General features: G+C 63.8%; 17 protein-coding genes. 6 read left to right on the top strand and 11 right to left on the bottom strand.

Going from position 1 to position 10,475, the window contains the following annotated elements; genetic code table 11:
• Positions 1–339, bottom strand: a 339-nt coding sequence (locus Q0S16_RS05115) for a hypothetical protein (RefSeq protein ID WP_295845793.1), incomplete at its 3' end; no start/stop codon positions are given.
• A gap of 114 nt (positions 340–453) precedes the next feature.
• Between Q0S16_RS05115 and Q0S16_RS05110 the strand changes: the two genes are divergently transcribed.
• Together Q0S16_RS05110 and Q0S16_RS05105 are read left to right on the top strand one after the other, a co-directional pair.
• Positions 454–1,272 (top strand): helix-turn-helix transcriptional regulator, encoded by an 819-nt coding sequence (locus Q0S16_RS05110; protein WP_295845790.1) that lies wholly within the window; start codon positions 454–456, stop codon positions 1,270–1,272.
• Positions 1,273–1,329: 57 nt separating this feature from the next.
• A complete protein-coding gene (locus tag Q0S16_RS05105; RefSeq protein ID WP_295845788.1) occupies positions 1,330–1,995 on the top strand; it encodes a DsbA family oxidoreductase in 666 nt (221 codons plus the stop codon).
• A 163-nt stretch (positions 1,996–2,158) separates the two neighbouring features.
• On the opposite strand, the gene Q0S16_RS05100 is transcribed toward Q0S16_RS05105, so the two are convergent.
• Positions 2,159–3,286 carry a GNAT family N-acetyltransferase gene (locus tag Q0S16_RS05100; protein ID WP_295845796.1) on the bottom strand — a complete coding sequence of 376 codons (1,128 nt, stop codon included), beginning with the start codon at positions 3,284–3,286 and terminating at the stop codon, positions 2,159–2,161.
• A 385-nt stretch (positions 3,287–3,671) separates the two neighbouring features.
• Between Q0S16_RS05100 and Q0S16_RS05095 the strand changes: the two genes are divergently transcribed.
• Entirely contained in the window at positions 3,672–3,905 is a 234-nt protein-coding gene (locus Q0S16_RS05095) for a hypothetical protein (protein WP_295845785.1), read from the top strand.
• Between the two features lie 162 nt (positions 3,906–4,067).
• The gene (locus Q0S16_RS05090; RefSeq protein ID WP_295845783.1) at positions 4,068–5,468 is read left to right on the top strand and encodes a caspase family protein; all 1,401 of its coding nucleotides are present in this window, start codon (positions 4,068–4,070) and stop codon (positions 5,466–5,468) included.
• Positions 5,469–5,473: 5 nt separating this feature from the next.
• On the opposite strand, the gene Q0S16_RS05085 is transcribed toward Q0S16_RS05090, so the two are convergent.
• Positions 5,474–5,716, bottom strand: a complete 243-nt coding sequence (locus Q0S16_RS05085; RefSeq protein WP_295845780.1) for a PilZ domain-containing protein — start codon at positions 5,714–5,716, stop codon at positions 5,474–5,476.
• Positions 5,717–5,965: 249 nt separating this feature from the next.
• On the opposite strand from Q0S16_RS05085, the gene Q0S16_RS05080 reads away from it, so the two are divergent.
• Positions 5,966–6,229 (top strand): hypothetical protein, encoded by a 264-nt coding sequence (locus Q0S16_RS05080; RefSeq protein ID WP_295845778.1) that lies wholly within the window; start codon positions 5,966–5,968, stop codon positions 6,227–6,229.
• On the opposite strand, the gene Q0S16_RS05075 is transcribed toward Q0S16_RS05080, so the two are convergent.
• The 8 genes from Q0S16_RS05075 to Q0S16_RS05040 form a co-directional block, all read right to left on the bottom strand.
• Positions 6,226–6,534 (bottom strand): hypothetical protein, encoded by a 309-nt coding sequence (locus Q0S16_RS05075; protein ID WP_295845776.1) that lies wholly within the window; start codon positions 6,532–6,534, stop codon positions 6,226–6,228. The genes Q0S16_RS05080 and Q0S16_RS05075 overlap by 4 nt on opposite strands.
• A 243-nt stretch (positions 6,535–6,777) precedes the next feature.
• Positions 6,778–6,996: a hypothetical protein gene (locus Q0S16_RS05070; protein WP_295845774.1), complete on the bottom strand. Its 219-nt coding sequence runs from the start codon at positions 6,994–6,996 to the stop codon at positions 6,778–6,780.
• A gap of 86 nt (positions 6,997–7,082) precedes the next feature.
• The gene (locus Q0S16_RS05065) at positions 7,083–7,220 is read right to left on the bottom strand and encodes a hypothetical protein (RefSeq protein WP_295845773.1); all 138 of its coding nucleotides are present in this window, start codon (positions 7,218–7,220) and stop codon (positions 7,083–7,085) included.
• Between the two features lie 177 nt (positions 7,221–7,397).
• Positions 7,398–7,610: a hypothetical protein gene (locus tag Q0S16_RS05060; protein ID WP_295845771.1), complete on the bottom strand. Its 213-nt coding sequence runs from the start codon at positions 7,608–7,610 to the stop codon at positions 7,398–7,400.
• A 152-nt stretch (positions 7,611–7,762) separates the two neighbouring features.
• A complete protein-coding gene (locus Q0S16_RS05055; RefSeq protein ID WP_295845769.1) occupies positions 7,763–7,975 on the bottom strand; it encodes a hypothetical protein in 213 nt (70 codons plus the stop codon).
• A 243-nt stretch (positions 7,976–8,218) separates the two neighbouring features.
• Positions 8,219–8,473 (bottom strand): hypothetical protein, encoded by a 255-nt coding sequence (locus Q0S16_RS05050; RefSeq protein WP_295845767.1) that lies wholly within the window; start codon positions 8,471–8,473, stop codon positions 8,219–8,221.
• Positions 8,474–8,644: 171 nt separating this feature from the next.
• Entirely contained in the window at positions 8,645–9,076 is a 432-nt protein-coding gene (locus Q0S16_RS05045) for a PaaI family thioesterase (protein ID WP_295845764.1), read from the bottom strand.
• Positions 9,077–9,201: 125 nt separating this feature from the next.
• Positions 9,202–9,486 (bottom strand): hypothetical protein, encoded by a 285-nt coding sequence (locus Q0S16_RS05040; protein WP_295845761.1) that lies wholly within the window; start codon positions 9,484–9,486, stop codon positions 9,202–9,204.
• 285 nt (positions 9,487–9,771) lie between these two features.
• Here Q0S16_RS05040 and recA point away from each other — a divergent pair.
• On the top strand, positions 9,772–10,475 hold a 704-nt coding region (gene recA / locus Q0S16_RS05035; protein ID WP_295845759.1), incomplete at its 3' end, for a recombinase RecA.

Raw genomic sequence — 10,475 nt, 5'->3', positions numbered from 1 at the left:
CCCGACGGCGATGGCCTGCAGCGCAACGAAGGCCAGACCGAGCAGGCTCGGCGACACCATGCCGGAGAACAGCAGCGTGACGCTGCCCAGCGTCCACAGCGCATTGCCGGCGATGATCAGCACAACCATCGCGCGGGGCATCAGTTGGCGCGAGCCGAGCCAGCCGACGAAGGCGGCATAGGCGATCAGGAATAGTCCGGATTCCAGCAGCAGCGGCTCGGGAAGGCGCAGCACCGGCGCCAGCATGCCGGCGCCGAAGCTCAACAGCAACGCCATGGCGCCGCTGACGGCGGCGTCGGCCTGAACGGCGAGGCGGAGCAGGGGGGAGGGGTGGATCATCGCAGGTTCTCCTTGTGTTGGATGTTGACGATGCGACGATGTCCCGCCTGCCGCGGCAAATCGATTACCTCCGACGTCATGGATACCGCGAAAAACGCATGCTAGTTTTTCGTCATGACCGCGCAATTGGCCACCGCTCAAGCCGCCCGTAGTGCCGTTCGCATCGGCGAGCATTTGCGCGCATGGCGGCAGCGTCGCCGGCTCAGCCAGCTCGACCTGGCCTGCGACGCCGAGATTTCCACGCGGCATTTGAGTTTCGTCGAGACGGGCCGGGCCGCGCCGTCGCGCGAGATGGTGTTGCGGCTGGCGGAGCGGCTCGACGTGCCGTTGCGCGAGCGCAATGTGTTGCTGATGGCGGCGGGGTTTGCACCGGCGTTTCAACAGCGCTCGCTGGACGATCCCGCGCTGGCCGCGGCTGTCCGCGCCATCGACCTGGTGCTGAAGGCGCATGAGCCGCATCCCGCGCTGGCGATCGACCGGCACTGGAATTTGCTATCGGCCAACCGGCTGGTGATGCCGCTGCTCGCGGGCCTGTCGCCGAAGCGGCTGGCGCCGCCGCTGAACGTGTTGCGGCTTGCCTTTGATCCTGACGGCCTCGCATCGCGCACGGTCAATCTCGGTGAATGGTGCGCGCATCTGCTGGAGCGGCTGCACCGACAGTGCGAGACCACCGCCGATCCCGAATTGCTTCGGCTGTATCAGGAACTGCGGGCGTACCCGGTCCCTGCGCGGCCCGGTCCGGTCGCGGCCGACGCTGTCGCGGTGCCATTCCGGATGCGGCTACAGGGCGAGGTGCTGAGCTTTCTCTCGACCACCATGGTATTCGGCACGCCGCTCGACATCACGCTGTCGGAGATCGCCATCGAGACGTTCTTTCCGGCTGATGACGCGACCGCCGCGCGGCTGCGGGCGATGGCGGCGACACTCGCCTGACGGGCTTGTCGGCGGCACACCGGCGGCCTATCTCTGACCGAACAGCGAGGATTGCTCATGGACACCATCAAGCCGCTTCAGATCGACATCGTCTCCGACGTGGTCTGTCCATGGTGCTACATCGGCAAGCGCCGGATCGAGAACGCGCTGGCGCTGGCGCCCGAGATTCCGGTCGAGGTGCATTGGCGGCCGTTCTTTCTCAATCCCTGGATTCCCCGCGAGGGCATTGACCGCGATACCTATCTGGAAACCAAGTTCGGGTCGGTCGAGGCCTATAAGGGTATCGCGCAGCGCGTCGTCGACGCCGCCAAGGAGGAGGGGCTGAACTACCGGCCGGAGATGGTGAAGCGGCAACCCAACACCATCGATTGCCATCGGCTGATCCACTGGGCGGAGGCATCCGGCAAGTCGGCCGAAATCAAGCAGCGGCTGATGGAATTGTATTTTCGCGATGGCGGTGATCTCACGCTCAGCGAGACGCTGGTGCGGGCCGCGGCCGATGTCGGCCTCGATGCCGACGAGATTCGCCGCCGGCTGGCCACCGACGAGGATGTCGAACGGATTTCCGCCGATGCCAGGGAAGCCGCCGACAAGGGCATCTCCGGGGTGCCGACTTATGTGTTCGCCGGCAAATACGCGGTGTCCGGCGCGCAGCCGCCGGATCAACTGGCGCGCGCGATCCGGCAGGTGTCGGCGGAGATCAACGCGCAGGCGGCGGAGTAGTCCAAAGCCTGTCCTGACGCGGTGCGGCATCGTTCATGCCGCTTGCAGTGCGGGGATCATTCCGAATGCGGTTTCCGCGTCGCCCCGGGCTCTGCGAAGCAACACGTCGTGTTGTATCGCGTCCACGACAGCTTGAGCGTGTCTTGACTAAGATCCTTGCAGGTTACCCGCGGGTGGCGTGAAGCAATCGCCGCCCGGCGCCGTGCACGATTTGTCGCAGCCATAGCGCGGCGTGGATCAGCGGCACCACCGGATCGCGCGGCCGCAGCGGGATCAGCACGTCGCCGATCGCCAGCCGGCCACGCCAGATCGGGTCGATCATCGGATGGCCGGCGTTGGCGGTGGAGTCCGCGCTGGCGATCATCGGATCGGCGCAGAGATGGCGGGTGACGTCGAGCGTCAACTGCACCCCGGGCGACAATCTGGCGAAGCGCTCGTCGACGCCGATCTTGAAGTAGAATGCGCGATCGAGATGCCGCAGCAGGATGGCGGCAGCGACGGCGGTGTCACCGGCCCGGAGCGTGACGATCTCGCATTGCCCATAGCTGGCAAGGGCCACGGTGGCGCCACGGATGAAGGCGGCGTCGCCGGCGTCCTGCACCAGCGCGGTGCCGCGCCGGGCCTTCCAGCCGCTTGCCTCCAGCGTCAGGAACTGTTCCAGCGCCGCCGCGACCTCGTTTGCGCTGCGGGCGACCTCGAAACGGATGTCGCCGTGCTCGGCGAGCCGGTTGCGCTGGCGCCGCAGCTCTTTCAGTTTCTTGGCGCCGAGCGCGTCGCGCAGCAAGTCATCGGCGTCGCTTGTGGCGTCGAGACAGGCGCGATAATGCGATCGCAGCACGCGAACCGTGATACCACCGCGCGCGGCGACGGCGGTGATCGCCTGCATCGCAGCGCCGCCCAGCGACATGTCGCGCAGGATCAGCGCCCTTGCACCACTGGCGCGGGCCTGCGCCATCAGGCCGCTGACGGCCGCGTCGGCCTGCTCGCGATCGAGCAGCGGCGTGTTCAGCGTGCCATAGGGATCGGCGCTGACCAGCGCGGGCAGCGGGATGCGGTAGGCGCGCCAGGCGGAGACCACCGGCAGCAGTCCGATCAGGCGTGACGGCTCGCTCGCAGCCTCGCTCCAGGCGCTCAGCGCGGCGACATCGGTGCGGCCGCGCGCCGAGGCATTGACCGCCAGGTGCCAGTGCGGAAGGTAGTAGCCATTGGCCTCGATGGCCCGCTGCGCCAGAGCTTGCCAGACGTCGATGCCGATCGCCGTGAGCGGTGCCGGCGCGTCATGCACCCGCACGTCTGCCGCGCGCGTGGCGCGGCGATCGTCGGCGACGGAATTTGCGATCTCAACCACGTCTGGGTCCCCGGTAGCGGTGTGGCAGGTCAAGCGGACGCCTGCCGCGTTCCACCGCTTCAAGGACCACAGGCTAGATGAAAATTTCCAACATGCGGTTTGTTCGGGCGCATCATTTGATCGAAATTCGCAACCATTGTTTCACCATGGCACCCCGGAAAAGCCTGCATTTCGCGGCGAAATGCCGTCATGGCCAATGCCGCGCACCGGGAATGCCGAGGTGATCCCGGATGTTCCCGCCGCGGCCGATGATCGCAGCCGGGGACATCTTCGCGCTAGGAAGATCCCCGGACGACAGGCTATCAAGGCCGCAAGGAGGAACCGTGCGATGAGAACAGTTTTGGTGGCGACAATGGCGCTGGCGTTTCTGGCGGCCCCGGCCTCGGCCCAGATGGGCGGCAAACGCAGTCAGGGCAGCGAGGGCCCGAAAACCCAGGAAGGCCCGAAGGTCGACGAAAAGGCCTACAAGGCCGCGATGGAGCGGATTCCCGAGCCGAAGCAGAAATATGACCCATGGGGCGGCGTGGCGCCCGCACCGGCGGCATCCGCCAAGAAGAAATAGACCGCACGGCGCGCGGGGCTGTGAACCGCGCTTTCGTTTCGCGCGACCAATTAAGGTCGCGGCAGGCCGTCGCGGTGTGGATGCGGCGGCCGCCTGAGTTCATCCGAATCAGGCGGAATTGTCCGTCGCGCGGTCCGGCCAGGTGGCCGGGGAGGTCGCTTGATGGTCGGTCCGGTCATTCGCAACGCCATGGTCGCCGCGGCGATGCTGCTCGGTTGTCACGCCGCATCGGCGGAAAACCGGATCGCGCTGGTGATCGGCCAGTCGGCCTACCGCGCGGTGGTGCCGCTGCCCAATCCGGTCAACGACGCCAGGGCGATGGCGCAGATGCTCGGCGACGCCGGCTTCGAGGTGCAGTCCGCCGCCGACCTGTCGCAGAATGAACTTCGCAGCAGGATCGCGGAATTCGCGGCCAGCGTCGCGGCGAAGGGGCCGGATACGGTGTCGCTGCTATTTTACGCCGGCCATGGCCTGCAGATCGACGGCGAAAACTATCTGGTGCCGGTCGATGTCGATCCGAAGCGCGAGGCCGACATTCCGCTGCAGGCGGTTCGGCTCAACGATATCATCAACACCCTGACCTCGGTGCCGTCGAAGACCCGCATCATTCTGCTCGATGCCTGTCGTAACGACCCGTTCCCCGCCATCAACAAGACCGCCGGCCGCGGCCTCGCGCAGGTCGACGTCAGGCTCGGGACCGCCGGCACGCTATTGTCGTTTTCGACCTCGCCCGGTGCCGAGGCCGAGGATGGCCGTGACGGTAACAGTCCGTATACGACGGCGCTGCTGCAGGCCGGACGCGAGCCCGGCCTGCCGATCGAGGAGGCGTTCAAACGGGTGCGGCTGTCGGTCAACAAGGCCACCGACGGCCGGCAGACGCCGTGGGAGAGTTCGTCGCTGGTCAATGATTTTCGCTTCTTTGGCACGGCTGACGGCGCGGCTGCTTCGCCTGTCGCCAACAAGCGCACGGCGGAGGACTGGAAACGCGAATTGAAAGGTAAGCCGGTCGAGACCGCCAACGAGCTGGTCGTCGCGGACGGATCAGTCGAGGCCTATCAGGCGTTCGTGTCACTGGGTGTGCCGCCGCCGCTTGGCCCGCTGGCGCGCGAATGGCTGGATCGCCACTACAGGATGGTCGCCTGGAACAATGCCGTCCTCCGCAACGATGCGGCGGCGTATCGTGACTTTCTGGCCAAATATCCGGACAGCGACCTCACCGCGACGGCGCGGAAGCTCGAGGAGCGCACCCGTAACCGCCCGCCGGCCGCGAGCGTCAACGCCGCGCTGGCGCCGACCAATGTCGCGCTGACCTGTCCGTGCAGCGCGCCGCCGGCCGCGCCACGCAAGGCGGAGAAGAGCGAGCCAGCAAAAAAGCGTGCCGACCGCACGCCGCAGCGCCGGATTCGCGAAATCGAGGAGGAAATCGTGGTTCGGCGCGCGCCGCCGGTCTATTACGACCCCGAACCGCGCGGCTCCGGTGGCATCGGGATCAGCATCGGCGGTTATGGCGGTGGTTACGGCCGTGGCGGCAATGGCGTCAGCCCCGGTCGCGGCCGCTACTGACTCCTTTAACCGAAGGCGACGCCGATCTGGCTGTTCCTGTTCCAGATCGGGCGGCATCGGCGCATGAAATGATCGGCTTCGATCACCAGCATGAAACCGGCGGGGAGACCGGCTGGACCGTCGAGGTCGATCCGCGCGCCGGAGTTTGAAATGTCGCGCACGGTGCGGTCGGTACCGCCGCCGCCGCCGAATGCCAGTTTGCCGCGTTTCAATACCCGGTAGCGCCGGGCTACTCGTTTCTCGATCATCGCCGCGTCCACATTGGAATGATGTCCGCTGATAGCATCGCCATCTTGCCGTTCGATAAACCCGGCAGGTGAGATCGGGGCGATGCGTTTCAGCTTTGATTTACGTCGCCGCGGAAAAATACCGGGGGATGGATGTTCGGCAGGCCGGATCGGCGTGGTTGCCGCGGCCGCGGGACGTGGCTCGGCGACCGCATTGGCGCGCATGACCTTGCGGTGTTATAAGATCCCGAATTCTGGTGGGAGTTGCGAATGAAAATGATCCGCGCGCTGGCGATGCTCATGCTGTTTACGGGGCCCGCGATGGCCCAGCACATGAACCTGATGCCAGAACTGAAGAGCAAGTCGCCGGAGGAAAGAGAGCAGGACGCTATCACCGAGAAGGCCTATCGCGAGTCACTGCGCAAGATTCCGGATGCCAAGGCGGCCGCCGATCCGTGGGGTACGGTGCGTAGTGACGCGCCGAAGGCTGCTCCGGCGAAGCCTCGCACCAAGACCGGCAGCGCCGCCAATTAGGCGGCATCCGTCGCGGTCGGGCGCGTCTGGTACTGGCGCGGAAATTCATTCGGCCAGGGCTGTGAGGTCTGGCCGGCGAGCGAATCCAACAAAAGTCGCGCGGCATCCGAATAGGTACCGGCATCCGGCAATGCCATCAGCCGCAGCCAGTCGGTCGGCATCTGTTCGTGCGCGTCGCGCAGCGCGAGGGCCGGCCCCCACCACCATCCCGGCGCGCGGGAGCGGTCATATTCATCGATCGCGTGCCAGTTCCCATACTCCTGAACGATCCGTCCGAACTGGAATTTTACGGCGGGGTGGATCATCGCAGTCCTCGATCTCTCAAGCCGTCACACGACATCTGTCTGATGTGCGTTCGGCGTCGGGCGCTCCGCCAACTTCAATCCCGTTCGCGCCCGGCGCTTTGCGTCCGGCGTCGCCGCACAACGTGTCTCACAAACGCCATCCTGTGTCCGCTGGGCGTGCCGAGGCAACAGACAAGATCAGCGCGAGTTGAACCGCGGCCCGTTGCCGGTTGGCGCATCCATGGTGGAAGTAGTGGCCGCGGACTAGCTCGATAATTCGGGTGGCAGGGCATGGCCGTCGGGGCTGATCGCATAGCCGTCAGACAGTTTGTCACGGCGCCGTGCGCAGTCCGTGTCCGACACTTTCAGCCACTCGGCCGCCATTTCACGCAGCAGTAGTCGCGCACCGCGATCCGCGGTTTGCGCGGCGATATCAAGACAGGATTCCGCATAATTTTCGTAGGTTCTGCTGGGATGCGTCATGGGAGACCCTTGATATGGGTGATATTGCATTGATCGATATGAACTCACGGCTACCTGGCTTGAATGCTCATTCCGGACCGATGCGGTCAGGTATCGTTGATCGTCTCTGCTATCACGTTGAGACGGTACACCGTCTTTCCGTAATGATCCTCGACGCCCATTTTCCATTCCGGACTCTGATTCAGGTCGTTGGCAATGCTGCGAGCCGTGTCACGATAGATCATCGCAGCTGCCTCCGCGCGGCCTGTAGATCGGGAAGGTCGGCACCCTCGCCAGATGTGCTGGCATATTTGCCTTGGCGGATATGGAAAAATATGTCGGCATGACGGTACGGCAACCCGGCCAAGCAGATTGGTCTGTTCTGTGCCGGCCCCCAGCCGCGTACTGAAATTGGCCCGGCATCAGTTGGCCCAGCAGGTCAGCGGAATTTCGAACAGCTCGTCCTCGGCCTCGTTGGCAACGACAATGGCGCAGCCCGCGAGCAGATCGTTCTGGGCCAGTTCGGCCGCCATCACCCTGGCGTGCAGCAGCGCTTTTTCCGCATCCGGAAACGTGGCGCCGGCTTCGTCTTCCAGAAGTGTCTTGGCAACAAAATGAAAAAAGAAGCGAGGCATGGTTCAGCACCGCATTCTGGCGGGAGTACAGTTCTCCATCACCGCCTTGGCCAGGGTGCCGGTGATATCGCCAATCTAGGATTGGTTCGGCGGTTTGTCGACGCATAATTGTCCTGAGCGATGCACCTGCCAAAAGCGCTTCCGCCGGCCAATCAACTGTTCCAGGACGCCAGCGGAATTTCGAACAGGTGGCCGTCATCCTCGTTTTCCACAACGATCGATCCGCCGGGCGGCGGCTGGTCCTTGGCCATCTCGGCGGCCAGTTGTCTGGCGTGGATCAGGGCAGTCTGACTATCAGCGAAGTCGCTGCCTTCGTCATCCAGGAAACTGACTTCGGAGATGATATGGAAAAAGAATCGGGGCACGGGATGACCAGGGCTGACGCGCGAAAATATCTCTTCGGCATGGTAATGCCGTGAAGACCATGGTACCGCTAACCCGAGTTGACGCGTACGTCGACCACAAAGTGCGCCAATGCAAGATAAAGCCGCAGCTTGTGTTGTATGTGACGCCGCGCGGGATCAGCAAGTGACGCCAGCTCCTGTCCGCCGCGAGAGCGGCGATATCGACGCCGGATTACCTGCTGCGATGATCGCGGACGCCGGCGTTCACAGCCTTTTGGCCTTGAACGAGAACCTGTAGATTACAATCCCATCGCCGTCACAGACGTCGAGCCGCCAATCGAGGTCGGCCTCGATCTTGCCGTGCATGCCGCGGATCAGCTCACAGGACGTCATCGCGCCTTCGTGCCAGGCATCTTCAACGCTGTCGAAGGCCAGCGGATCGCTTTCGTGCAATTGCGATCCGTTGGTGAAAACCCGGAATTGAAAATAAGTCTTCGGTGTCGAATACGGAACGTGCATGGGGTGCGCCTGTTGATCAGGCGGGGGCGCCAAAAGCCCTCAGTCACCGACGATTGCCGAGGTCCACACGGTGATAGTCAAGGCTAGCCAATTCGAGTCGGAAAAGCGACTCTTATCCAGCTCCGGCACGGTTCCGCCGTGGGAAGTTGCCAGGCCTATCGCCGCACGGGACTAATCCTCGATGCCTTCGCGTCCGGTGATGGACATCAGGGTCGCCGTCAACAGTGCGATCAGCCGTTCCTGTCCCGCGCGTTCCGCGAAGACTTCCGCCAGCGCAAGTGTCAGGGTGCGGCCAGACTTCACCACGCGTCCGCGCGCGATGATACGGTCGCCGGTCGCGGGCGCCAGCAGGTTGATCTTGAATTCCGTGGTCAGGACGCCGCTGCCGGCGGGCATCAGACTTAGCGCGGCATAGCCGGCGGCGCTGTCGGCAATGGCGCTGACCGCGCCCGCATGAACGAAGCCATGCTGCTGCGAAACGGCCGGGCCGGGCAGCAGCACGATCTCGACCGCGCCGGGCGCAACGCTGCCGAGCGTCGCCCCCAATGTGGCCATCAGGCCCTGTTTGGCGAAACTCGCCCGAATGCGTTGTTCTGGATCCATCACGCTGGTCTAGGCGCAAAACCGGCGATGGCAAAACGCCGGGCGCCGATCCGGAGCCTTGATGCGGCAGAGACGTTGGCGATCACCGCGGGACGGAGGCGATGGAGCGAACGGATGTCGCTTCTTTAAAGCCGCTTCGCCTGGAAGGTGAACTGATAGATCACCGCGCCGCTGGCATCGGAAACGTCCAGTCGCCAGTCGAGGTCCGATTCGATTTTGCCATACATCGAGCGGATCAATTCCGCGGAGGTCATGGCGCCCTCCTGCCAGACCTCCTCGAGGTCATCAAAGGCCAGAGCCTCGGATTCGTGAAGTTGTTCACCATCGATAAATACGCGGAAACTGAAATGGGACTGATGTCTGGAAGAACCGTGCATTTCTTGCCACCTATTGATCAGGCGGGGGCGCAAGAACCTCCAGTCACCGACAATTGCCGAGATCCATTCGATGATCCGGAGACTTTAAGGATTCTACTGGTTCCAGCTGTCCAAAATTGACCACCGAGATGAAACGGGCTGCGCGGCTGAATTCGGGCCAGCTTTTCCTTTCGCGAGCCCGTCATTTATGGCGTAGCGGCGACATTCGACAAAAGAACATATTGCGAACATAGAACGAATGGTGTACGGTATTTTCAACAGTGCAAACCCGCCGATTGTTTGTCAGTCCTCGCGAATCCCGTTCATAAGGAGCTAGATATGGCCTCGACCCCGACCGCCCTGCGTATCGTTGAAGGATCCTCCATGGACAAGACCAAGGCCCTGTCGGCCGCGCTGTCGCAGATCGAGCGCCAGTTCGGCAAGGGCTCGGTGATGAAGCTCGGCAAGAATGATCGCTCGATGGATATCGAGACGATTTCGTCGGGCTCCCTCGGTCTGGACATCGCACTTGGTGTCGGCGGCCTGCCGCGCGGCCGGGTGGTGGAAATCTACGGACCGGAATCCTCGGGCAAGACCACTTTGGCGCTGCACACGGTGGCTGAAGGTCAAAAGAAGGGCGGCATCTGCGCTTTCATCGACGCCGAACACGCGCTCGACCCGGTCTATGCCCGCAAGCTCGGCGTCAATATCGATGAGCTGCTGATCTCGCAGCCGGATACCGGCGAGCAGGCGCTGGAAATCTGCGATACGCTGGTGCGCTCCGGCGCCGTCGACGTGCTGGTGATCGATTCGGTGGCGGCCTTGGTGCCGCGCGCCGAACTGGAAGGCGAGATGGGCGATGCGTTGCCCGGCCTGCAGGCGCGGCTGATGAGCCAGGCGCTGCGCAAGCTGACCGCCTCGATCAACAAGTCGAACACGATGGTGATCTTCATCAACCAGATCCGCATGAAGATCGGGGTGATGTACGGCAGCCCGGAGACCACCACCGGCGGCAATGCGCTGAAGTTCTACGCCTCGGTCCG

This window comes from Tardiphaga sp. (assembly GCF_025356345.1).
In the GTDB taxonomy this organism is placed as follows: domain Bacteria; phylum Pseudomonadota; class Alphaproteobacteria; order Rhizobiales; family Xanthobacteraceae; genus Tardiphaga.
This window is presented reverse-complemented; position numbering and strand designations above follow the sequence as displayed.

Excerpts from the sequence above, each read along its gene's own strand:
- Q0S16_RS05110 (WP_295845790.1), top strand. The coding sequence starts at position 454 with ATGACCGCGCAATTGGCCACCGCTCAAGCCGCCCGTAGTGCCGTTCGC.
- Q0S16_RS05105 (WP_295845788.1), top strand. The coding sequence starts at position 1,330 with ATGGACACCATCAAGCCGCTTCAGATCGACATCGTCTCCGACGTGGTC.
- Q0S16_RS05095 (WP_295845785.1), top strand. The coding sequence starts at position 3,672 with ATGAGAACAGTTTTGGTGGCGACAATGGCGCTGGCGTTTCTGGCGGCC.
- Q0S16_RS05090 (WP_295845783.1), top strand. The coding sequence starts at position 4,068 with ATGGTCGGTCCGGTCATTCGCAACGCCATGGTCGCCGCGGCGATGCTG.
- Q0S16_RS05085 (WP_295845780.1), bottom strand. The coding sequence starts at position 5,716 with ATGATCGAGAAACGAGTAGCCCGGCGCTACCGGGTATTGAAACGCGGC.
- Q0S16_RS05080 (WP_295845778.1), top strand. The coding sequence starts at position 5,966 with ATGAAAATGATCCGCGCGCTGGCGATGCTCATGCTGTTTACGGGGCCC.
- Q0S16_RS05075 (WP_295845776.1), bottom strand. The coding sequence starts at position 6,534 with ATGATCCACCCCGCCGTAAAATTCCAGTTCGGACGGATCGTTCAGGAG.
- Q0S16_RS05070 (WP_295845774.1), bottom strand. The coding sequence starts at position 6,996 with ATGACGCATCCCAGCAGAACCTACGAAAATTATGCGGAATCCTGTCTT.
- Q0S16_RS05065 (WP_295845773.1), bottom strand. The coding sequence starts at position 7,220 with ATGATCTATCGTGACACGGCTCGCAGCATTGCCAACGACCTGAATCAG.
- Q0S16_RS05060 (WP_295845771.1), bottom strand. The coding sequence starts at position 7,610 with ATGCCTCGCTTCTTTTTTCATTTTGTTGCCAAGACACTTCTGGAAGAC.
- Q0S16_RS05050 (WP_295845767.1), bottom strand. The coding sequence starts at position 8,473 with ATGCACGTTCCGTATTCGACACCGAAGACTTATTTTCAATTCCGGGTT.
- Q0S16_RS05045 (WP_295845764.1), bottom strand. The coding sequence starts at position 9,076 with ATGGATCCAGAACAACGCATTCGGGCGAGTTTCGCCAAACAGGGCCTG.